The sequence below is a fragment of the Pseudomonas sp. NPDC088444 genome (assembly GCF_044900175.1).
GTDB lineage: Bacteria > Pseudomonadota > Gammaproteobacteria > Pseudomonadales > Pseudomonadaceae > Aquipseudomonas.
This window is the reverse complement of the sequence record NZ_JBJDNK010000003.1, coordinates 329610-352178: the sequence shown is the minus strand read 5'-3', so window position 1 is coordinate 352178 and position 22569 is coordinate 329610. Positions and strand designations below refer to the sequence as shown.

22 protein-coding genes are annotated in these 22569 nt (G+C 61.9%); 5 read left to right on the top strand and 17 right to left on the bottom strand.

The features are described from left to right. Positions 1-90: 90 nt before the first annotated feature. The 7 genes from ACI2KB_RS08575 to moaB form a co-directional block, all read right to left on the bottom strand. Positions 91-1281: a CaiB/BaiF CoA transferase family protein gene (locus ACI2KB_RS08575; protein WP_404633368.1), complete on the bottom strand. Its 1191-nt coding sequence runs from the start codon at positions 1279-1281 to the stop codon at positions 91-93. A gap of 67 nt (positions 1282-1348) precedes the next feature. After that, positions 1349-2764: an efflux transporter outer membrane subunit gene (locus tag ACI2KB_RS08570; RefSeq protein WP_404633366.1), complete on the bottom strand. Its 1416-nt coding sequence runs from the start codon at positions 2762-2764 to the stop codon at positions 1349-1351. Positions 2765-2772: 8 nt separating this feature from the next. Beyond that, positions 2773-3825, bottom strand: coding sequence for an HlyD family secretion protein (locus ACI2KB_RS08565; RefSeq protein WP_404633364.1), 1053 nt, complete (start codon positions 3823-3825; stop codon positions 2773-2775). Positions 3826-3850: 25 nt separating this feature from the next. Then, positions 3851-5377: an MFS transporter gene (locus tag ACI2KB_RS08560; RefSeq protein ID WP_404633362.1), complete on the bottom strand. Its 1527-nt coding sequence runs from the start codon at positions 5375-5377 to the stop codon at positions 3851-3853. 214 nt (positions 5378-5591) lie between these two features. Then, positions 5592-6518 (bottom strand): glycosyltransferase, encoded by a 927-nt coding sequence (locus ACI2KB_RS08555; protein WP_404633360.1) that lies wholly within the window; start codon positions 6516-6518, stop codon positions 5592-5594. 91 nt (positions 6519-6609) lie between these two features. After that, positions 6610-7824, bottom strand: a complete 1215-nt coding sequence (gene glp, locus ACI2KB_RS08550) for a gephyrin-like molybdotransferase Glp (RefSeq protein WP_404633358.1) — start codon at positions 7822-7824, stop codon at positions 6610-6612. A 6-nt stretch (positions 7825-7830) separates the two neighbouring features. Beyond that, entirely contained in the window at positions 7831-8370 is a 540-nt protein-coding gene (gene moaB, locus ACI2KB_RS08545) for a molybdenum cofactor biosynthesis protein B (protein ID WP_404633356.1), read from the bottom strand. 78 nt (positions 8371-8448) lie between these two features. On the opposite strand from moaB, the gene mobA reads away from it, so the two are divergent. Then, complete coding sequence (mobA, locus tag ACI2KB_RS08540) at positions 8449-9042, top strand: molybdenum cofactor guanylyltransferase MobA (protein ID WP_404633354.1); 594 nt, start codon at positions 8449-8451, stop codon at positions 9040-9042. Positions 9043-9130: 88 nt separating this feature from the next. Continuing rightward, positions 9131-9355 carry a YgdI/YgdR family lipoprotein gene (locus ACI2KB_RS08535; protein WP_404633352.1) on the top strand — a complete coding sequence of 75 codons (225 nt, stop codon included), beginning with the start codon at positions 9131-9133 and terminating at the stop codon, positions 9353-9355. Between the two features lie 186 nt (positions 9356-9541). Here the strand turns inward: ACI2KB_RS08535 and ACI2KB_RS08530 are convergent, their stop codons facing one another. The 5 genes from ACI2KB_RS08530 to glnH are packed head-to-tail and all read right to left on the bottom strand — an operon-like array spanning position 9542 to position 13660. Further along, positions 9542-10447: a MurR/RpiR family transcriptional regulator gene (locus ACI2KB_RS08530; RefSeq protein WP_404633350.1), complete on the bottom strand. Its 906-nt coding sequence runs from the start codon at positions 10445-10447 to the stop codon at positions 9542-9544. A gap of 15 nt (positions 10448-10462) precedes the next feature. Beyond that, positions 10463-11497 (bottom strand): C45 family autoproteolytic acyltransferase/hydolase, encoded by a 1035-nt coding sequence (locus ACI2KB_RS08525; RefSeq protein WP_404633348.1) that lies wholly within the window; start codon positions 11495-11497, stop codon positions 10463-10465. A 12-nt stretch (positions 11498-11509) separates the two neighbouring features. Beyond that, positions 11510-12232: a glutamine ABC transporter ATP-binding protein GlnQ gene (glnQ, locus tag ACI2KB_RS08520; protein ID WP_404633346.1), complete on the bottom strand. Its 723-nt coding sequence runs from the start codon at positions 12230-12232 to the stop codon at positions 11510-11512. Next, positions 12229-12885, bottom strand: a complete 657-nt coding sequence (gene glnP / locus ACI2KB_RS08515; RefSeq protein WP_404633344.1) for a glutamine ABC transporter permease GlnP — start codon at positions 12883-12885, stop codon at positions 12229-12231. Before glnP ends, glnQ begins: the two co-directional genes overlap by 4 nt. A gap of 31 nt (positions 12886-12916) precedes the next feature. Beyond that, positions 12917-13660: a glutamine ABC transporter substrate-binding protein GlnH gene (gene glnH / locus ACI2KB_RS08510; RefSeq protein ID WP_404633342.1), complete on the bottom strand. Its 744-nt coding sequence runs from the start codon at positions 13658-13660 to the stop codon at positions 12917-12919. A gap of 252 nt (positions 13661-13912) precedes the next feature. Here glnH and ACI2KB_RS08505 point away from each other — a divergent pair, with 252 nt between their 5' ends. Continuing rightward, complete coding sequence (locus ACI2KB_RS08505; protein ID WP_404633340.1) at positions 13913-15241, top strand: aspartate aminotransferase family protein; 1329 nt, start codon at positions 13913-13915, stop codon at positions 15239-15241. Positions 15242-15260: 19 nt separating this feature from the next. After that, positions 15261-15821 (top strand): carboxymuconolactone decarboxylase family protein, encoded by a 561-nt coding sequence (locus ACI2KB_RS08500; protein ID WP_404633338.1) that lies wholly within the window; start codon positions 15261-15263, stop codon positions 15819-15821. Between the two features lie 173 nt (positions 15822-15994). On the opposite strand, the gene ACI2KB_RS08495 is transcribed toward ACI2KB_RS08500, so the two are convergent. From ACI2KB_RS08495 to ACI2KB_RS08485, 3 genes are read right to left on the bottom strand one after another with little or no spacing between them, the layout of a single operon-like run. Next, a complete protein-coding gene (locus ACI2KB_RS08495) occupies positions 15995-17290 on the bottom strand; it encodes an NAD(P)/FAD-dependent oxidoreductase (RefSeq protein WP_404633336.1) in 1296 nt (431 codons plus the stop codon). 9 nt (positions 17291-17299) lie between these two features. Beyond that, the gene (locus ACI2KB_RS08490) at positions 17300-18400 is read right to left on the bottom strand and encodes a polyamine ABC transporter substrate-binding protein (protein WP_404633334.1); all 1101 of its coding nucleotides are present in this window, start codon (positions 18398-18400) and stop codon (positions 17300-17302) included. 40 nt (positions 18401-18440) lie between these two features. Next, positions 18441-19790: a glutamine synthetase family protein gene (locus tag ACI2KB_RS08485; RefSeq protein ID WP_404633332.1), complete on the bottom strand. Its 1350-nt coding sequence runs from the start codon at positions 19788-19790 to the stop codon at positions 18441-18443. A 206-nt stretch (positions 19791-19996) separates the two neighbouring features. On the opposite strand from ACI2KB_RS08485, the gene ACI2KB_RS08480 reads away from it, so the two are divergent. After that, positions 19997-20878: a helix-turn-helix domain-containing protein gene (locus tag ACI2KB_RS08480; RefSeq protein ID WP_404633330.1), complete on the top strand. Its 882-nt coding sequence runs from the start codon at positions 19997-19999 to the stop codon at positions 20876-20878. A 125-nt stretch (positions 20879-21003) separates the two neighbouring features. Here ACI2KB_RS08480 and ACI2KB_RS08475 read toward each other — a convergent pair whose 3' ends face one another. Both ACI2KB_RS08475 and ACI2KB_RS08470 read right to left on the bottom strand, forming a co-directional pair. After that, a complete protein-coding gene (locus tag ACI2KB_RS08475; RefSeq protein WP_404633328.1) occupies positions 21004-21555 on the bottom strand; it encodes a carbonic anhydrase in 552 nt (183 codons plus the stop codon). Positions 21556-21588: 33 nt separating this feature from the next. Next, entirely contained in the window at positions 21589-22467 is an 879-nt protein-coding gene (locus tag ACI2KB_RS08470) for an NmrA family NAD(P)-binding protein (protein ID WP_404633326.1), read from the bottom strand. Between the last annotated feature and the right edge of the window lie 102 nt (positions 22468-22569).

Sequence of the window (22569 nt, the reverse complement as noted above, 5' to 3'; positions counted from 1 at the left end):
TTCGCGATTGGCCCGTACATCCGATACATCTCCGTCGGCTGTACTGACGTCTCGCGAATGAATTCGCTCCCACAGAAGTTCAACCTTACGTCAAATCACCCCTCGCCCACGCCACTGCGCCCGCTGCTGCGCATCGATCCCCAACGCTTCCAGCACTTCATCGGTGTGCTGACCCAGGGTCGGCGCCGAACGGGTCACGCCGCCAGGTGTGGCGCCCAGTTTCGGTACGATCCCCGGCAAGGTCACCGGGGTGCCGTCGTCCAACTGGCTCTGCAGCAACATGTCGCGCGCTTTGTAATGAGGATCGCTGGCGATATCAGCCGCGTCGTAGATTTTGCCTGCCGGAATCCGCGCCGCCGTCAGCTTGGCCAGCACCTCGTCCAGATCCAGACTTGCCGCCCATGCAGAGATCGCCGCATCGATCAGCTCGACCTGTTTCACCCGTCCATCGTTGTGCGCCAGCGCCGGGTCATTGGCCAGATCGGGCCGTTCGATCAGCGCCATCAACCGCTGATAAATGCTGTCGCCGTTACCTGCAATCAACGCATAACGGCCATCGCGGCAACGGTAGGCATTGGAGGGCGCAATCCCCGGCAGGCTGCTGCCCGCTGGCTGGCGCACGGCACCGAACACCGAATACTCGGGAATCAGGCTTTCCATCATGTTGAAGACCGACTCGTACAGCGCGACGTCGATTTCCTGCCCTTCACCGCCGTTCTGGTCGCGATGACGCAGAGCAAGCAGCACACCGATGACGCCATGCAGCGCCGACAACGAGTCGCCAATCGACACGCCCACTCGAACCGGTGTGCGATCCGGCTCGCCCGACAAGTGACGCAATCCGCCCATGGCCTCGCCCACCACGCCAAAGCCTGGGCGATCGCGATAAGGCCCGGTCTGGCCATAGCCGGACACCCGCAGCATCACCAGTTTCGGGTTGAGGGCGTGCAGTTCTTTCCAGCCCAGCCCCCAACCTTCAAGGGTGCCGGGGCGGAAGTTCTCCACCAGTACGTCGGCCTCAGCGAGCAGCTTGCGCACCACTTCCTGGCCTTCCGGCTCACGCAGATCAAGGGTCACTGAACGCTTGTTGCGCGACGACACTGCCCACCACACCGACGTGCCTTCGTGCAGCAAGCGCCATTTACGCAGCGGATCACCCGTGCCCGGCGGCTCGACCTTGATCACATCGGCGCCGAACTCGCCGAGGATCTTCGCCGCGAACGGCCCCGCGATCAGTTGCCCGAGTTCGATGACCCGAATCCCTTGCAGTGGCTTTTGCATGACGTGCCTTTTCTTGTGGGAACAAAGTCGCGTCATTGTCGGCCATCTGCGGAAGAAATCCAGCCTCCTAAAAACCTCCCCCCAAGGATCGATACAACCCCACCAGCGCCAAGGTCTGCGCCGTCGAACTGTCAACAAACTGCTCCTGACTCGCCAACAATGCCCGCTGCACGGTCAGCACACTGACGAAATCCACGGCCCCGGCCTTGTACTGCTCCCGGGCGGTGCCGAGAGCGATGCGGTTCTGCTGCACTGCGTTTTCGAGCTTGTGTTGCTGCAACTGGCTGGCCTTGTAAAGGCTCATGCTGTCATCGATTTCCTGCCAGGCCCGCAGCACGGTTTTCTGGTAGTTGAGTGCCGCTTCCTGCTCCTGCGCTTGGCGCAGATGCAGCATGCCCCGCAGGCGCCCGCCTTCGAAGATCGGCAGGCTCAGTTGCGGGCCTATGCCGAAGTTACGCGAACCCCAACTGCCGAAATCCGCCAGTTGCAGGGACTGAAAGCCGACGTTGCCGGACAGCACGATGCGTGGATAGAAGTCGCCCTCCGCCACGCCGACGCTGGCCGCCGCCAGGTGCATGCGTGCCTCGGCCTGGCGAATATCCGGGCGACGCCGGGCCAGCTCCGAAGGCAGCCCGACAGGGATCGCTTCGGGCAGTGGCGCGCGTTCAGTAGCGTGCAAAAGTTCGGTTTGCAAGGTTCTTGGCTGCTGGGCCAGCAACAGGCTCAGGGCGTTGACCAACTGCGCCTGACGCTGCTCCAGCAACGGAATACGCGCTTCGACCGTGGCCACCTGCGCCGAGGCCTCGGCCACGTCCAGATCGGTCGCGACGCCGCTGTTTAGACGCACTTTCGACAGCGCCAGGCTGTTGCGCGAGACGTCGATGTTTTCCCGCGTCACGGCCAGGGTGTCCTGTACACCGCGCAGTTGCAGGTAATCGCGGGCGGTTTCGGCCTGCACCGACAGCAGCACGCCGCGTCGGTCATTTTCAGCCACGGCGACCGTGGCATCGGCGGCCTCGACCTCACGTTTGACCCGCCCCCACAGATCGATTTCCCAGAAGGCATCCAACCCGCCGTCCCACAGGTTGAACGCCGATTTGCCGCTGTTGCCCGACGGATCGTTCAGACCTTCGCCACTGTTGCGGGCACGCTGGTAACCCAACCCTGCCGAGACTGACGGCAGTTGATCCCCCGCCACCACCTGCCGTGCCGAGCGGCTTTGTTCAAGGCGTGTGGTGGCGATTTTCAGGTCCAGACTCGCCGCCGTCGCCCGGTCGATCAACGACGACAACAACGGGTCGTTGAACACCTCCCACCAACGCTCTTTGATCGGTGATGCCTGCGGGTGACTGACTGCTTGCTCGCCCTGGGTCGGCAGCCAGTCCACTTGGGCGTCTGCCTTGGGCGGCTGGAAATCATGGCCCGCCTGACACGCCGACAAGGCGAGCGCCAGCGCCGACACTGTCAGGCCCTGTCGCATCATCACCCTGCTCATCGCGCACTGACCCCTTCTGCCCCGCCCGACCGGGTATCGATGCTGGCATCCACCGACATCCCCACCCGTAACCGACTGAGTAACGGCTGGTGCGGATCCAGCACAATCTTCACCGGCAGGCGCTGCACGACCTTGGTGAAATTGCCCGTGGCGTTGTCCGGTTTGATCGCGGCGAATGTCACGCCGGTCGCAGGCGCAATGCTTTGCACCCGGCCCTTGAGGGTATCGCCGGAGAACGTGTCGACGCGCACGTCCACCGTTTGCCCCGGCGCAACGTGAGTCAGCTGGGTTTCCTGAAAGTTGCCGACGACGTAGGCCTGATCCAGCGGCACCACCGACAGCAGGCGCGTACCCGGCGTGACGTAGTTGCCGATGCGCACCGCGCGCTCACCGACCATGCCATCGACCGGAGCGACGATGCGCGTGTACGACAACTGCAACTGCGCCTGATCGCGAGCGGCCTGGGCACGTTTCAAGCCGGCTTCGGCGGCGTGTTGCTGGGCCACCAGAATGTCGACCTGTTTACGGTCAGCGGCCAGCGAGGCGGTCGCGCTGTTCAAGCGGGCGCGAGCGGTGTCGATGCGATTGCGCGCCTGCTGGGCGTTCTGCACGGTGCCTGCGCCCATTCCGGCGAGATGGTCGTAACGCGCCTGTTCCTGTTCAGCGAAGGTCACTTCGGCCTTGTTGGCGGCCAGCGTCGCTTCGGTCTGTGCGATGACCGAGGTCTGGCGCTGCAACACCGCCGAGGCCTGTTCATATTGCGCCTTGGCGGCCAGTACGTCGGCGTCGGAAGCGGCCAGCGCGGTCCGGAAATCCCGGTCGTCGATCACCGCCAGAAGCTGCCCGGCCTTGACCTGCTGGTTGTCCTCTACCAGTACCTGGCCAATGAAACCCGCAACTTTCGGCGCCACGTTGGAATAGTCGACGGCAATGTAGGCGTCGTTGGTGCTCTGGCGGCCACCGGTGCCGGTGAAACCGTAAATGCCCACCGCCGCGAGGGCGATCACGACCCCACACAGGGCCAGGGTTTGTTTTGAAGTCATGTTCATGAAGTCAGTCTCAAGAGGTGCAAAATCAGGCCACGGCACGGGGCGGATACACCCGGCTCGGCATCAGAGGAATCAACAGGATCAGCGCGGCAGCGACCCAGCCCATGCAGTAAAAGAGGTCGATACTGGTCAGGGTCACAACCTGTTCGTGAATGCGATGCGCCAGAGAGGCCGCCGAGTCCTGGCCCGCCAGTTCGGGGCTGTTGCCCAATCGGTCCACCAGCACGTTGGAGTGAAAGTGCTGCCGCGCCGTGGTCAGAGCATCGAGCGCGCCGGTGGCGACGACCGACGCCAAGCCGCGCACGGTGTTGAACCACGCCGAGGCGAACGGCCCGTCAGGTGGCGCGATACCGCCTGTGGCCTGCATCAGCAGCGGCATCACCGCCATGGGCTGGCCGACCACTTGCAACAGTTGCAGGGCGTAGAAGTTGTCGCGAATCCACTCGGGGTTCATCTGCGTCGCCGCGAAACAGTACAGCGCCAGCAGCGAAAGCCCCGTGGTCAACACCCAGCGGCAATCCACTGCACGGAGGTTGCACAGCGCCGCCACCAGCGGCAGCGCCAACAGTTGCGGAAGGGCCACCAGCAGCATCATCGGCGCCGTTTGCAACGGCCGATAACCGTGGACTTGCGCCAGATAGGCTGCGGGAATCGAGCCCGTCGCGGTCAGCACCACCAGCACGCCGCCCAGGGTGATCAGCGCATGGGACAGGTTCAGGTTGGAGAGCATCTGCAACTTGAAGAACGGCACCGGGGTGAACCATTCGTTGATCATGAACAGCGCCAACAGCCCCACGCCACCGAACAGCAGAACGGTGATCAGGGTCGATTCGAACCAGTCCAGCCGGTTGCCCTGCAACACCCCGGTCACCAGCATGCAGATCGCCGGAACGCCCAGCAGCACGCCGCGCCAGTTGAAGGTCTCGAAGCGCTCCAGACGCAGCGGGTCTTGGGGAATGCCGTGAGCAATGGCAATCATCGCCACCACGCAAGGCGTGACGACCTGCCAGAAGGTCCACTGCCAGTTGAAGTATTCAGTCCACAACGCCGCCAGTGGCGTGCCCAGACTCGGTGCGAAAGTGGCCGTCAGCGCGTAGCCCGCCAGACCGTACAGCTTGATGTCCGGCGGCAGAAAACGCAGCGCGACGGTCATCAGCATGGGCGGCAGGCAACCCGCTGCCAGGCCTTGCAGCATGCGTAACATCAGAAACGCATGGTAATTCGGGGCCAGCGGACAGAGCAGCGCAAACACTACGAACGCGGCGATCGCGCCAAGGGTAAAGCGGCGCAGGGACAGCGTGACGGCGAACCACGGCGCGAAGGCCGTGGCGGTCAACGACGTGGCCGAGTACAGCGACGTGACCCAGGTCGCTTCGTCATAACCGATGAACATTGCTCCGCGAATGTCGGCCAGCGCGATGCGGGTTACGCCCTCGTTGATCCCGGCGACCAGCACCGCGAGCAACACGCCCACCAGTCCCAAAATGGTTTGCAAACCGAACGCGGCGGGTGTTGCGGCCTTGATCGCCGGGGCCGGTGCTGCGGCCGTCACGACGCAACTCGCGTGCGAGCGCTGAGTTCGCGGGTCAGAACAAGGCGTGGCATGGGCGTTCAACTCCGGGCATCTGGGTCATGACCGGTAGTTTAAAAAGCCCACGGATGAAGAAAAATTTACATTTGGGCAGTGTATCAGTGCACCAGACGCACGAATCGACTGCTCGCCATGATGCTCAACGCATTATCACGCTGAGCTATATCGCGCCGATTCAAGCGTTTTCGCTGTCCCAGAAGCGCTTGTACATCCCCAACCGCTTCTTCAAGGGCCGCGACAGCCGCGCCTCTTCCTTGCCCAGCTTGAACGCCAGCAACTTCAGACCGTTGCGCACAAACGACGCAGGCCACAGATACCAGCGACGCAGCCCCAGAAAATCCAGCTCGGACTTCACGTAGCGAAAGCCTTCGGCCCGAGCGCCGCCGAATTTGGCGTGAATCCACGACTCCCGCGCCTGAAAAACACCGATGTCGAAGTAGCGGCGAAACTCTTCACGCAGGGTGTAGTTGTGGGAATGACGACACACCGCCGAACCTTGATAAGCCACTTTCCAGTGCGACAGCAGCATCTTAGCCGCAACGTACATGTCTTCCGACAGGATCACATGCCGCGGAAAGCCGCCCACCGCCCGCAGCGCATCACGGCGATAGGCGGCGAAGGAATTGGACATGAACGGCGCCTTGATCCCCAACTCCGGCACGTCGTCCAGACTCTTGACCCGCGAGACCGGGGGGTAGTTGAACCAGCGTGCATGCTGCGACAGCACCGTGGCATCCAGATGGGGCAACTGACGACCACAGACCGCGCCTACCAGTTGATCCTCGAAGGGCGCGAGAATGTTCTCCACCGCCCGGGGATCTTCCAGATAAGCGTCTTGAGTCAGGTAGACGAACACGTCGTAACCGGGATGGGCCTCAGCCATCATCTGCCGGGTGCCGCCGTGATTGAAGTCCTTGGCATCGATGCGGATCACGCCGTTGCAGCGTGACTGCGCCAGCTCCAGAGTGCCGTCCGTGGAGCTGGAATCAACGATCAGGGTGTCGAACTCGGCGGTTTGCGCCCAGAGGGAGTCGAGCAACCGCTCAAGCTCCCTGCGCCCGTTGTAGGTCGGGATCACACAGGCCACACGCAAAGGCTGCATAACAATACTCCGGGGTAAATACGGGATACCCATTTGTCATGACACGCAATTGAGGGTAGCTCAGGATCCGCTGATGGGATCCAACCGCTGGTCAGCCCATGACCTCACTCAAAGGAATGAAATTCAGCAGATCGCCTTCGGCAACCGTTGTGCCTTCTATCACCTCGATCAAGCCGTCCGCCCATGCCGCACTGCGCAGCACGCCCGAGCTTTGATTGCGATAAGCGATCAACCGCCCCTGCTCCAGACGGCCGCGCAGGTACTCGCGACGATTGCCCGGTTTGGGCCAGACAAAACCGGCGGGCACCTTGAACGACAGCGGCGTCACCTGTTGCACGCCCAGACGGCGCAGTAGATAAGGCCGGGCCAGCAGTGCGAAGGTCACCAGGGTCGAGGCCGGATTGCCCGGTAAGCCGATCACCGGCACGCCACGGAAATGGCCGAAAGTCAGCGGCTTGCCCGGTTTGATCGCCAGTTTCCACAGGGAAATCTCGCCCTCTTCGCGCAGGGCATGGCCGAGGAAATCCGCCTCGCCCACTGACACACCGCCCGTGGACAAAATCAGGTCAACATCGCCTAATGCCCCTAGCGCTTCGCGGGTTTTCTCCAGGTTGTCCGGCAGGATGCCCGCATCGACGACCTCGCACCCCAAGCGTTTGAGCCAACTGCACAGCAACACGCGGTTGCTGTTGTAGATCTGCCCCGGCCCCAGGGCCTGACCCGGCTCGATCAACTCATCGCCCGTGGACAGCACCGCCACACGGGCGCGACGCACGACCTGCAACTCGCCCCGGCCAAGGGTGGCGGCCAGGCCCAGCTCAATCGGGGTCATGACGGTGCCCGCGTCCAGAACCTTGTCGCCGACGGTGGTTTCCTGGCCTTTGGGACGGATGTTCTGATCGATGCTCAGGGCTTCGAGGAAGCGCACGCGCTCGTCAGCCTGGACCTCGGCGTTTTCCTGCATCTCAACGCAATCCGCACCTTCCGGCACCGGCGCCCCCGTGAAAATCCGCGCACAGGTGCCCGGCTGCAACGGCTCCGGCGCCTGGCCTGCGAAAATCCGCTGGCTGACCGGCAGCGGTTCCCCGGTCCAGTCCGCCACGCGCAAGGCATAGCCATCCATGGCGCTGTTGGGCCATGGCGGGAGATCGAGGGTGGAGATGAGGTCTTCGGCGAGAATACGGCCTTGCGCGTCGGCCAACGCCACGGTTTCACGCTCGGTGATCGGCGCCGCAGCGGCCAGGCTCATCAGCCGTTCCATGGCGTCTTCCACGGGAATCAGGCCACGCACTTCAGGCTTGCTCATCGCCATTCACCCACGGGTTGCACACGGCTCGGCCTTTTTCAGATGAGGCACGAAGTTGCAGGGACGGAAGCTGTTGTTCAGTTGATCGGCCAGAATCCCGTCCCAACCGGTGCGTACCGCGTTGGTCGAACCCGGCAGGCAGCAGACCAGCGTGCCATTGGCCAGACCGGCCAGCGCGCGGGATTGAATGGTGGAACTGCCGATGTCCGGCACCGAGATCTGGCGGAACAGCTCGCCAAAACCATCGACCTGTTTGTCCAACAGGCAGGCCACGGCTTCAGGGGTACTGTCGCGCCCGGTGAAACCGGTGCCGCCGGTGATCAGCACGACCTGCACTTCGTCATCGGCAATCCAGGTCGCGACCTGAGCGCGGATCTTGTACAGGTCGTCCTTGAGCAGTTTGCGCTCGATCAAGCCATGACCGGCGGCGGTCAGGCGATCGACGAACATCTGCCCGGAGGTATCATTTTCAAAGGTGCGGGTGTCGCTGACGGTGAGCACGGCAATGTTCAGCGGCACGAATGGGGTATCAGCCTTGGCTTTCATCGGCGAGGTCCAGTTGTAGGGAAAACAGACCGGTGTTATATCACAGGGCCTCCTTTTTCTCTGCTGAACGAGTGCACCATGACCCCGTCCGCCCCCCTGCCCCCCTGCTCGATCCTGCTGCTCGCCGGAGGTCAGGGCCAGCGCATGGGTGGCCGCGACAAGGGCCTGATCGAATGGCGCGGCGAGCCGTTGATTCAGCACCTGCACCGCCTGACCCGGCCCCTGACCGACGACCTGATCATTTCCTGCAACCGCAATCACGAGCACTATGCGCCGCTGGCCGATCAATTGGTGCGGGACGACGAGCAGGATTTTCCCGGCCCCTATGCAGGCATTCGTGCAGGCCTGGCCGTGGCCCGGCATGAATTTCTGCTGGTGATGCCTTGTGACGCCCCGCTGCTGGATGTCGAACTGTTGAAAGGGCTGCGACAAACCGCCGCTGATCATCCCGGCCAACCGGTGATGATTCGCCAAGGTGAACAATGGGAGCCGCTGTTGTGCTGTATTCCGACCGTGCATCGCGCGGTGTTCGAGCGACACTGGCAACAAGGCCAGCGCAGTCCCCGCCAAACCATGGCCGAACTGGGCGCGGTCGCGTTGCAATGCGAGGCTGGCGACCGGCGTTTGGCCAACCTGAATACACCGGATCTATTGATCGATATCACGCCGTAGCCCGGCAGCCGATGTTTCATGGAACTTTGCGCACAACCGCTGCGTCAGAAACCTCACTACACAAAGAATTATCCTCGGAGACACAGTAATGAAACAACGGACTATTCCCGCAGCCTTCCTGCTCGCACTTGGCCTTGCCACCCTCGCTGGTTGCTCTTCGCCCACTGTGATCACCCTGAACGACGGCCGTGAAATCCAGGCAACGGACACGCCGAAGTACGATGAAGACTCCGGTTTCTATGAGTTCAAACAACTGGACGGCAAAGAGACCCGCATCAACAAAGATCAGATCCGCACTGTTAAAGAGCTGTAATAACGGATCGAGATTGAAAAAGACCCGCCTGATCAGGCGGGTTTTTTATGGATCCGCCGTTGGCGCGACACCCTGAGGCACATCGCTCGTCGTCCTGACCTTGAGGTGTCGCCCTCAAAATCGCTGCCGTCGGCAAGACGGACTGCCACAGGGGCTTGGCGCCTGTGAAGCTTGAGGATTGAGGCCTCACAGCGACGAATTGAGCTCGGATATCAATGTCTCCCGGTACTTGAGCGCCGCCACCGATGCCTCGCCCAGCGAGCTGGCCACGGCACTCAACAAGCCCTGCGCCAGGAGCATGAACGCGCACATGCTGTTGCTGAAGAACAGGCTGTGATTAGGCACATAGAAACTGTGAATCGCGCTCTTGGCCAATGGTGAGCTGGCGGAGTCGGTCAGGGCCACGACGTCGATGCCGTGTCGGGCGGCGACTTCTGCAGTCGCTAACACGCTCGGGGTGTAGGGAAAACAACTGGCGACCACCAGCAGGTCCCCTGTTTCCAGTTGTGCAAGGGCATCGGCCACCCCCTGACGGCTGGAATCCAGAGCGCTGACGTCCGGGCGCAGCATGCCCAAGCCATAGGACATGAACAGCGCCAGTGAGTTGAACTGACGCATGCCGTGAATCCGCACCCGCTTCGCGCTGCACAAGCGTTGCACCACATCACCAAACGCGACCGGGTCCACTTGCTCGATCATGCTGGCGATGTTGGCGCTTTCCTGACGGCCGAGGCGGGTCAGTTGATTCAGCGTGCCCATGTCATCGGCGTTCACCACCAGCCGCGACGCCTGGTCGCTGTAGAAACTCTTGCCCTCGGTCAGTTCGCGACGAAACACGTCCTGCAACTTGCTGAACCCCGAATACCCCAACCGCCGCGCCAGCCGCGACAGCGTCGAGGCGTTCACCCCCAGTTGCTCGGCGAGCTCGGTGATCGACGACACCGCTGCGCGCTGTGGTGATTCGATCATCGAGGTCAGCACGCGGGTCGAGCTGCCACCCAGCACGATGTCCACTTCCTGATGCTCGATGGCCGAGAGCAGTTGTTTCAGGTCGGCCACGGTTTCAGGCAGGGATTCGTTGGGCTTGGTCATCGGGGCAATCCACTATCAGGCAAGAGAAACGACACCCCAGGCGTCAGGATGGTCCGTGACGCGGCGCGTATGAACCCGCCATTCTACAGCGCTGGCGGTCAGGGTGAAGACCGCGGTGGCCAAGGTGTTTTCATCGTCCGGGTCATCGGCGGCGCACCGGTAGATCGGCAATACCGAATGATGCTCGTCACGCAGAATCGCCACTGCCCGCTGCGCATCGAACCTCTGCGCCGACTCTGCCAGCAATTGATTCACGCGCTGTTGGCGGGCACCGGAACTGCCTGTGATCACCTGCCCCACGCCATCGAGGGCGTCGTGAACCAAGTGGTTCGAATGCCCCCCAATGGTTGTGACTTCCACCACCGCAACGCCTTCGCTGGTGGCCTCGACGCTGACCACGCGTGACGTCCCGGCCTGCCCGAACGCATGGTGAAACGCGCCCGCTCTGGGCCCATCCCACACCGCCGTAATGGCCTCGTCGACCGATTTGGCGTCCAGAGAAGCACGCCCCAGAATCTGTCGAGGTATGCCTGTTGGAATGTCCATCGGACGAATGTTGTTAACCGTCGCGACCACCCCGAATTCATTGACCGCGAAGGTATGCCCCGGAATCGAGCCCGGATAGATGAAGCTGGTAAACGCCGCTCCCTCGTCAGGACGGGCATGCAGCAGTGCGCAATCGCCCCGCAGTTGCGGCAGACCGTCTTCGTTGTGGGCGATCAAGGTGCCGTGGTCCGTCTGGCCAAACACCGTGGTGCAACCGTCGACGCTGGCCGTGCGGGCGAAATCGCCGCGACAGTTCCACAGGAATACCTCATCGAGCGGCAACGCCAGCCCCGACGCCAGACCTTCTATTTCCTGCCAGTAACGAGGGTAATGCTCGCGCACCAGACGCTGCATCTGCTGCGCCTTGTCGGTGTGCGCCTGGGCTGCCAGATAACGCCACAGCGCCAGCGGCCGCAATTTGGCGTGTACGGCCTCGCGGCCAAATTCGCCCAGACGCCGCCCCAGGTCGAACGCACTGCCACCCGCGTGAATTTCAGTGAACATGGCTGGGCAACCTCAAGAAACGTGCTGAAGAAATTCCCGCAGGCGCGGGCTGGGCGGGTTGGCTATCAGCGTTTCGGGCGCGCCATCCTCGGCAATCCGGCCCTTGTCGATGAAGATCAGACGGCTGGCGACCTTGCGCGCAAAATCGACTTCGTGGGTGACGATGACCATCGTCATGCCCTCCTCGGCGAGCGACTTCATCACCGTCAGCACCTCATGGCGCAACTCGGGGTCGAGGGCGGAGGTCGGCTCGTCGAACAACATCATCTTTGGCTTGACCGCCAGCGCCCGGGCAATTGCCACGCGCTGCTGCTGCCCCCCGGAAAGCTGCGAAGGGTAATGATCGGCGCGCTCTGCCAGACCGACCTTGGCCAACAGTTCACGGGCCAAGGCCTGTGCGTCCGCCTTGCTGGCGCCGCGCACACGAATCGGGCCAAAGGCGACGTTCTCTAGTGCGGTCATCTGCGGGAACAGGTGAAATTGCTGAAACACCATGCCGGCTTCCTGCCGAATCAGCCGCTCATCCACCTTCGGATCGTTGACCTTCAAGCCATCGACCACCAGATCACCTTCGGTGATTTCTTCCAGCTTGTTGATGCAGCGCAACAGCGTGGACTTGCCCGAGCCCGACGGGCCGATAATGACCACCACTTCCCCGCTGTCGATGCTCAGGTTGATGTCGTGCAGCACCTGAGTGCTACCGAAGTGTTTGGAAACGTTCTTGAATTCGATCATAGGAGTTTCAGCCTGGCTTCTGTGCGTCGCAGGATGTAGCTGAGGATCAGCGTGATGATCAGGTAAATCGCAGCCACTGCCGTCCAGATTTCCATGGCCCGGAAGTTACCGGCGATGATTTCCTGCCCTTGGCGCGTCAGCTCGGCCACGCCGATCACGATGAACAGCGAGGTGTCCTTGATGCTGACGATCCACTGGTTGCCCAACGCCGGGATCATGCGGCGGAAGGCCAGAGGCGCGATGACATAGCGCAAGGTGTCGCGTCGGGACAAGCCCAGCGCCAGACCCGCTTCGCGAAAGCCATTGTTGATCGACAGCACGGCGCCACGGGTGATTTCGCCGATGTAGGCCCCGGAGTTGAGCATGATGGTCGTCACGGCAGCACCGAACGGATCGATCCGCACCGGGATCATCAGCGGCAAGGCGAAATAGATGAACATCACCTGCACCATGATCGGGGTGCCACGGATCAGTTCGATGAAAACCAGCGCTACCCGGCTGCTGAAGAAACCACCGTAGGCACGGGCAAAGCCCGCGACCACGCCGATGATGGCGCCACCGATCAACCCCAGGATGGAAATCCACAGGGTGAGTTTGGCGCCGTCCAGCAGAACGGGGAGCGCATCCCAGATGGCGCTCCATTGAAATTGCATAAATAAGACTCTCGATTGACGCGGACAGGATTTACTGCGGCTGGGTGCCGAACCATTTTTCGTAGATGCGGGCGTAGGTGCCGTCTGCACGCAGCTTTTTCAGCGCCGCGTTGACCGGCTCGCGCAGTTCGCTGCCCTTGGGGAAGCCGATGCCGTATTGCTGCGCCATCATCTGGCTGCCCACTGCTTTGACCTGCCCTTCGCCAGCGGTCTTGATGTAATACAGCACGTTCGGCGTGTCGTGCATCGCAGCGTCTACCCGCCCGGTGCGCAGTTCAAGGTAAGCGTTGTCGATGTTCGGGAACTGGCGCAGATCACCAGCCTTGAGGTTGGCCTTGGCATAGTCTGCCGCCGACGTGCCACTTTTCACCGCCAGGCTTTTGCCAGCGATATCGGCTTCACCCTTGATCGAGGTGTTGTCGCTTTTGACCATCAGCAGAAAGCCGCTGTCGTAGTAGCCGTCAGAGAAATCGATGACCTGCTTGCGCTCTTCCTTGATGGTGATACCGGCCAGCGCCGCATCGACGTTTTTCGTTTGCAGGGCCGGGATGATGCCGTTGAAATCCATCGGCTTGAGCTGATAGCTCACGCCCATTTCCTTGGCGATGGCCGCCCACAGGTCAATGTCAAACCCGACGTATTCATTGCCCTGCTTGAACTCAAACGGCACGAACGCGGTGTCCGTCGCGATCAACAGCTCTTTGCCCGCCGCCAGCGTTGAGCCCGCGAACACCAGCGCAACGGCTGCAGCCGATACCTTGAGAAATCTTTTCATCGTCTTTCCTCTGCAAAAAAGGGAGCTCGGTCGCCGTTGTCGGGCCGAGGGAAAGCGGCAGTAAGCAATGCGTCGGGGCTGGCCCCTGATTGTTATGGGCGGCATGTCCATGCCTGGCTGCGTGCTGCTCATCGATCGCAGGCAACGCGTTGGGCGCGTCAGCAGTCAATCCCTGTGCATCGCGCCGAATGCAAATATCCGTTGCTTGTTAACTCAATGCAAGTAATATTTGCACCAACTTTGGAGGGGATCATGAGCCACGTACTGCATCGCAGCTTCAACCACACCTACCCCACAGCCGTTGCCGGGGATGGCCCGTATCTGATCGACAGCACGGGCAAGCGCTATCTGGATGCCAGCGGCGGCGCGGCGGTTTCGTGCCTGGGTCACAGTGATCCGCAGGTCATCGAAGCGGTGCGTCAGCAGATTGGCCAACTGGCCTACGCCCACAGCTCCTTCTTCACCACCGAGGTCATGGAAGAACTGGCCGACTTTCTGGTGGCACGTGCGCCGGCGGGGCTGGAGTCGGTGTACTTCGTGTCCGGGGGCTCGGAAGCGGTGGAAACCGCACTGAAACTGGCGCGGCAATACTTCGTGGAAATCGGCCAGCCTGCACGCAAGCACGTCATCGCCCGACGCCAGAGCTACCACGGCAACACCCTGGGCGCCCTGGCCGCAGGCGGCAACGAATGGCGTCGTCGCCAATTCGAACCGTTGCTGATCAACGTCAGCCATGTCAGCCCGAGCTACGCCTACCGCGATCAACAGCCCGGTGAGACCGTGGAGCACTACGCTCAACGGCTGGGCGACGAACTGGAAGCCGAGATTCAACGGCTGGGGCCGGACAACGTCATGGCGTTCATCGCCGAACCCGTGGTCGGTGCCACGCTAGGCGCGGTGCCCGGCGTGGCGGGCTATTTCAAGCGCGTGCGTGAGGTCTGTGATCGCCACGGCGTGTTGTTGATTCTGGATGAGGTCATGTGTGGCATGGGCCGCACCGGCTCGTTGTTCGCGGCCGAACAGGAAGGCATCACCGCCGACCTGATCACCATCGCCAAGGGTCTCGGTGCTGGCTATCAACCGATTGGCGCGACCATGGTCAGCGGCAAGATTCGTGACGCCATCGCCAACGGCTCGGGTTTCTTTCAGCACGGCCACACCTACATCGGCCACGCCACCGCGTGTGCTGCAGCGCTGGCCGTGCAGAAAGCCATCGAGCAACGCGGACTGTTGCGCCAGGTCGTGACCTTGGGTGAAACGCTGCGAACGCGCTTGAGTGAGCGTTTCAGCGAGCACCCTCATGTGGGCGATGTTCGCGGGCGCGGGCTGTTTCGCGGCATAGAACTGGTGGCCGACCGCGGCAGCAAAGCCCCCTTCGACTCTGCGCTCAAACTGCATGCACAGGTGAAGAAAGCCGCCATGAGCCAAGGCCTGATGTGCTACCCCATGGGCGGCACACTCGACGGGCAGCGCGGCGATCACATCCTGTTGGCACCGCCGTTCATTATCGACTCGGGCCACATCGACGAGATCGTGGATAAACTGGCCACCGCCATCGACCACGCCATCAACGGCATTTGAGAGGTCTCTCACAGACATCATGGACATCCAGTCACGCTTGACCCCGTTGCATGAAGACACCATGAGTGAGGATCAGCGCCGCGTACTCGGCGACATTCTCAAAGGTCCTCGCGGCAACCTGGACGGGCCGTTTCTGGCCTGGGTTCATAGCCCCGCGCTGGCCGATCACGCCCAGCGCCTCGGCGCCTTCTGCCGCTATGGCACGCGTCTGGAACTGCGCCTGACCGAATTGGCAATTCTGACCACCGCAGCCTGGTGGCGGTCCCAGGCCGAGTGGCAGATTCACGAACCCATCGCGCGCGGGGCCGGACTCGGTGAAACGATCATCGACGCACTGAAACAGCAGCAGCCCCCCGTATTCGACTCACCACAAGAGCAATGCGTCTACGACATCGGCAAAGCGCTGTATGACACGCGAAGGGTCGGCGATGAACTGTACCAACGCGCGATCGGCCTGTTCGGCGAAGCGGCGGTGGTCGAGCTGATTGGCGTGTACGGCTACTACACGCTGGTGGCAATGACCTTGAACACCTTTGAAGTCAGGCGTGACCCGAGCGTGCCCTTGCCATTCCCTGAATGAATTCGGTGGCCTCGCATAACCGCGACACAACACCACCGTAGCAGCGCGGCTTGCCTGCGGTGGCGCTCTTGAAATCGCGGCCGTCGGCAAGCGGAACGCCGCCAGGCCGTACTGCTACAGAAGTGGGGTCGCAGGGCCGGAAGATCTCCGGCCACTGCACTTGGCGCAATGGATTACCCCACCAGTTCCTTCAGCCGATACCACATCATCCCCAACGCCAGCAGTGGCGAACGTAAACGCTCGCCTCCGGGAAAGGTGCGATGGGGCACGCGGCTGAACAGGTCGATGCCTCGGCTGTCCTGCTCGGCAATCGCCTGGGCAATGACCCGCGCCGCAAAGTGCGTGACATTCAAGCCGTGCCCAGAGTACCCCTGTGCGTAATACACATTCGGCGCCGACGGCACCCGCCCGATCTGCGGAAAGCGATTGGCGCTGATGCCGATCATCCCGCCCCACTGAAACTCAATGCCCACTCCCTTGAGCTGCGGGAACACCCGCTCCATTTTCGGCCGCATGTATTCGGCGATGTTCTTCGGGTCGCGGCCCGAGTAATTACAGGCACCACCGAACAGCAAACGGTTGTCCGCAGACAACCGGTAATAATCCAGCGCCACCCGCTGGTCACACAGCGCCATGTTTTGCGGAATCAGCGCCCTCGCCCGCTCTTCGCCCAACGGCTCGGTGGCGATGATGTAACTGCCCGCAGGCAACAGCTTGCCGGTGAGTGCGGGTTCCAGTGTGTTGAGAAAGGCGTCGCAGGCCAGTACCACATGCCGCGCCGTGACCCGCCCGTGCTCAGTAAACACCTGCACGTTACTGCCCTTCACGATGCGTTGCACCGGGCTGGCCTCGAACAACAGTGCACCCTTCTCTTCTGCCAGCCGCGCTTCGGCCAGAATCAGCTTGAGCGGGTGTAAATGCCCTGAACCCATGTCGATCAAACCGCCCGTATACACCGATGAGTTCACCACCTCATGCAGCGCGTCCTTTTCCACCAGCCGCATCGGATGCGGATAGCCCTGCTCGGTCAGCGCCTGTAACTCCTCCTGCAAACCTTTCCAGTGCGACGCCGTGTTGGCCAGGTCGCAGTAGCCCCAGCGCAGGTCGCAGTCGATGCCATTGTTTTGCACCCGCTGCCGCACGATATCGACGGACTCGCTGCCCGCCTGTTGCAGAGAGCGCACGCCCTCCTTGCCCACCCAACGCTCGACACCGCTGACGTCATGCCCCAGCCCGCGAATCAACTGGCCGCCGTTACGCCCGCTGGCGCCCCAGCCAATACGCTGAGCCTCCAGCAGCACCACGGACAGCCCGCTCTCGGCCAGCTCCAACGCGGTGTTGACCCCGCTGAAACCGCCGCCGATGACGCAGACATCCGCGCTGACAGCGCTGTCGAGTGCGGGTCGGTCAAGCGCTCGCCCGACCGACGCGGCGTAATAAGAAGCAGTGTGCGGCAGTGCAACAGGCATGGCGCGTCCTTAGCGGCTGGATTTGATGTCGGTCCACTTGCGCGTCATCAGGCGCAGGGTCGCGGGCGGCAGTTCGGTGGAGATGTAGAAACGACTCATCACCTCGGGCGTCGGGTAGATCGACGGGTTCCGGGTGATCGCCTCGCCCATCAGTGCGTTGGACGCCGGGTTAGGGTTGGCGTAGCCCACGGTTTCGCTGACCTTGGCGATCACTGCCGGGTCCAGTAGGTAGTTGATGAACGCCAGCGCTTCGCGAGGGTGCTCGGCGTCCTTGGGGATCGCCAGCATGTCGAACCAGACGTTGGCGCCTTCCTTGGGAATCGAGTAGGCGATGTTCACCCCGTTCTTCGCCTCCTCGGCCCGGGATTTGGCCTGCAACACGTCGCCCGAGTATCCAAACGCAACGCAAATGTCGCCATTCGCGAGATCAGACACCCATTTGGATGAATGAAAATAGGTGATGTACGGCCGCACGGCCTTGAGCTTCGCCGTCGCCGCCTCGTAATCCTTGGCTGATTCACTGCGCGGCGACAGGCCAATGTAGTTGAGCACCGCAGGAAACACCTCGTCCGGCGAGTCCATGTACGACACGCCGCACTTTTGCAGTTTCTTCATGTTTTCCGGTTCGAACAGCACCGCCCACGAATCGATGCTGTCGACGCCGAGCACGGCCTTGACCTTGTCGATGTTGTAACCGATGCCGTTGGTGCCCCACAGGTATGGCACCGCGTATTGGTTGCCGGGGTCGTTGGCTTCCAGCTGTTTCATCAATTGCGGGTCGAGGTTCTTCCAGTTCGGTAACTGGTTGCGGTCGAGCTTCTGAAAAGCCCCGGCCTTGATCTGCCGCCCCAGGAAGTGGTTCGACGGCACCACCACGTCGTACCCCGAACGCCCCGTGAGCATCTTGCCTTCAAGGGTCTCGTTGGAGTCGAACACGTCATAGGTCGGCGCAATGCCGGTGGCCTTCTGGAAATCCGCCAGCGTGGTCGGGCCGATGTAATCGGACCAGTTGTAGATCTTCACGGTCCGGTCTTCGGCATGGGTGACGGCAGCGGCCAACAGCGCGGGCAGCAGCAAGGGCACAGCCAGCGTGGTAACGATCGACTTCATGATTTCCCCCAACGTCAATGGAAAAGCTCAGTGGAATAGCTCACACGCTCATCATCAGGAACTGGCGTTCCCACGAGCTGATGACGCGCTTGTAGTTTTCATGTTCGGCACGCTTCACCGCGACGTAGCCCTGCACGAACTTGTCACCCAGCAACTTGCGCACCGCCGCGCTGCTTTCCATGCGTTCCAGCGCGTCTTCAATGGTCAGCGGCAGACGCAGGTTGCGGCGTTCGTAGCCGCGACCTTGCACCGGAGCGCCCGGCTCGCAGCCCTTGATCATGCCCATGTAGCCGCATAGCAGGCTCGCGGCGATGGCCAGATACGGGTTGGCGTCGGCCCCCGGCAGACGATTTTCCACACGCCGCGCTTGAGGTTCGGAGCCTGGCACCCGCAGGCCAACGGTACGGTTTTCTTCGCCCCATTCGACGTTGACCGGCGCCGAAGTGTCCGGCAGAAAACGACGGAACGAGTTGGCGTTCGGCGCGAACAGCGGCAGCACTTCCGGGATGTAGCGCTGCAAGCCACCGATGTGGTGCAAAAACAACGAACTCGCCTCGCCCTCGGCGGTGCTGAATACGCTCAGGCCGGTGTGGATGTCGACCACGCTCTGGTGCAAATGCATCGCGCTGCCGGGTTCGTCGGTGATCGGCTTGGCCATGAAGGTCGCGGCGACGTTGTGCTTGAGCGCCGCCTCGCGCAGGGTGCGTTTGAACACGGTGATCTGGTCAGCCAGGTCCAGCGCATCGCCATGACGGAAGTTGATTTCCATCTGCGCCGGGCCGTCTTCGTGGATCAGCGTATCCAGGTCCAGCCCTTGGGCTTCACACCAGTCGTAGACGTCTTCGAACAGCGGGTCGAATTCGTTGGCGGCTTCAATCGAGAACGACTGCCGCCCGCTTTCAGGACGCCCCGAACGTCCGGTCGGCACTTGCAGCGGCAGGTCCGGGTCTTCGCAGCGCTGAGTCAGGTAAAACTCCATCTCCGGCGCGACGACGGGCCGCCAGCCTTGTGCCGTGTACAGCGCCAGGACCTTTTTCAGCACGTTGCGTGGCGACAGTTCGACGGGATTGCCGTAACGGTCGAACGTATCGTGAATGACCATCGCCGTAGGCTCGATCGCCCATGGCAATACGTAGACGGCCTGAGCATCGGGGCGGCAGGTCATGTCGATATCGGCGGGATCAAGCAGGTTGTAATAGATGTCGTCATCGACGTAATCGCCGGTCACGGTTTGCAGCAGCACGCTTTCCGGCAGGCGCATGCCGTGTTCGTTGAGGAATTTCTTGGTGGGCAGGATCTTGCCCCGGGCGATGCCCGTCAGGTCACTGACCACACACTCGACTTCGGTGATGCCGTAGCTCTTCAACCACTCGGCGAGTGGGTCTTTCACGCTGCTGTCCATGGGGCCTCTGCTGTTGGACGTTCATGGGGCGCCATGCTGGTGGATCATCGGGCAGCGGGTCTATCCACTTTCGAACGGATCGAATGCATCATTTTGGTGCAAAACGATGGAGCTGTGACGGGGTGTTGCCAGCCCTCCAAACGGGCTGCTAGGGTGCTGACACCCATAACAACACTGCATGCGCAGGACTCCGTATGTCGGTCAAGGTATTCGAAACCGTCGCCGCCGATCAGCAAGGCATCTCCAACGCGGGCTGGAGCCTGCACTACGCGCAAATGTCCGCCGGGCAATTCAAGGGTCGGCTGGTCGAGGCCGAGCTGGGCGGCGTGCAAGTCTACGAAGAGCACATGAACACCCGCATCGAGCAGTATTACAAGGCGCCGAGCGATGCCCTGGTGTTCAGCTTCGACATGGCGGATCACGCGCTGTACCTGCTGGACGCCAGCACCCAGAACCTGTGGATCACCCCGGAAAATTATCGCGAGATTGCAGTGGTGATTCGTCAGGAGGCGCTGGGTACGCAGCACCTGCACCGCACCGTCGAAGAGTTGCTGCTGACCCCGCTCACGTCCCGCCATGGCGCGCTGTTCAGCGGCTGGTTGAGCACGATGCTGACGCGGCTGGCACAGAACGCCGAGGGCCCTGAGTCCGCGCAACTGAGCGAGCAATTGATCGAGGATTGTCTCTACGTGCTCGATCAATCCACACCCGCCCCCACCTCCAGCCGCAGCGTGCGGGTGCGCGAGCAACGCAAGATCGTGCAGCGGGTGTTCGATCAGGTCAGCGCCTGCCCCACCGAGAATTTCAGCGTCGTGCAGTTGGCCGAAACGGCGGGCACGTCCTTCCAGCAATTGCGCAAGGCGTTCAACGACTGCGTCGGCATGGCCCCCACCGCCTGGCTGCGCACCCGACGCCTGAACCTGGCGCGGCAGGATTTACTGCACGCCCGAACGGGTGATACCAACGTGGCGGAAGTCGCGATGCGCTACGCGTTCTGGCATCTGGGGCGGTTTTCCGAGAGTTATCGGGGGTTGTTTCTGGAGTACCCGAGCCAGACGCTGGGGCGACGTATGTAATGGAGGGCACGATCCCTGTAGCAGTCCGGCTTGCCGGCGGTGGCGGGTTTGAATCGCTGCCGTCGGCAAACGGAACGCCGCCCGGCCGTGCTGCTACAGGGGGCGCCCGAAACCAAACGACATTCTCAGGAGCCTGCCTGCTCTTCCCGCAACAAAGCAGGCGGTACGACGGTTTCGATCCGCCCGGTCTCCACGTCGTACACCAGGCCTGACACGATGAAGCCGCCCGGCAGTTTCGGATTGGCCTTGAGGGCCGCGACATCGACCTTTACCGATTTGTACGGATCGTCGATTTCCAGTGCCGCCAGCGCGTGCTCTTCGACGCCCATGTGTTTGGCCAGCATGTGCGGGGCGTGGTGGTAGCAGCCGGAGATACCGCATTGGGTATGGTGCAGCACGATCAAGTTCCAGCCCTCTCCCACCTCGTTTCCGCCCACTTGGGAAACCGTGCGCAAAATGGCCATGGTCTCCAACAGTGCAGGGTTCACCCGCCCACCCACGTTGCGAATGATCGCGGCCTCACCGGGCTTGAGTTTGAGTACATCCATCGGGTCGACGCGAGGGTCGACACAACCGAGAATCATCGTTTTGCGCGACGGTATGATCTTCAGGTCGGCAGAAAAATCGTGCTCGGCAAACTCGGCGTTGCGCTGCATCAGGGTTTCAAGAAAGTCCATGATTCACCTCTTAAACACAGGGAAGGTTGGGCATCAGTGGCCGTTGAGCCGGTCGGCATGCAGGCGGGCGAATTCGCCGACGGTCATCGAACGACGCCCGGTCAACTGTTCGATGTTGTTGTCAGCGCCAGCCATGCGGCCATTCTGGTAGTCCCGCATCGCGCCATCGAGGTGCTGAACGATGTACGGCGGAACGCCCATCTCGCTGATCGACTGCACATATTCGTCAACCGGCACGTCCTGGAACACGATGGTACGACCCAAGGCTTCAGACAGCTCGGCAGCCATCTGTTGGTGATCCATTTCCACCGGGCCAGACAGGTTGATCGTGGTGCCGATGTGGCCTTGAGGGTCTTTCAGCAACACCGCGATGGCGCGGCCCTGATCGTCAGCGGCAATCGGCGAGTGGCGCCCCTTGCCCACCGGCATGCGCAGCACGCCCTGTTGCAGGAAAGGCAGTTGCCACGGGTAGAGTAGCCATTCCAGAAAGTACGTCGGACGCAGGTGGATCACCGGCAGTCCCGACCAGTTGAGGACTTCTTCGACGATGAAGGTGTCACGGCAGGAATCGCTGCTGGACTCCCGATTCGCCGAGCGCTGAGACAGGTTGATCACGGTACTGACGCCGCTTTCCTTCGCCGCCTGAGCGAAGTTGACGGTGGCGTTGATAAGACCGGGTTGCACCGGCCAGACCAGATAAGCCGCCTCCACGCCTTGCATGGCGTCGCGCACGGTGTCGATCTGCAACAGATCGCCCACCACCACCTCTGCGCCCAGCGCCTTGAGGGCATCAGAGCGGGCATCGAGGGTGTGCACCATGGCGCGGACATCCAGGCCCAACGCGATAGACTCACGAACAGCGGCGCGGCCTGTGTCGCCTGTTGCACCGGTGACAAGTACTTTTTTAGACATGATGTTTGACCTTTGAACAGTGAGTGTTCGGCGTGAATCACGCCGGGTTTCAGTTCTGCGAAAGCCGGTGTGCGGCGTTTCGATGGGTCAACTATCTGCCTT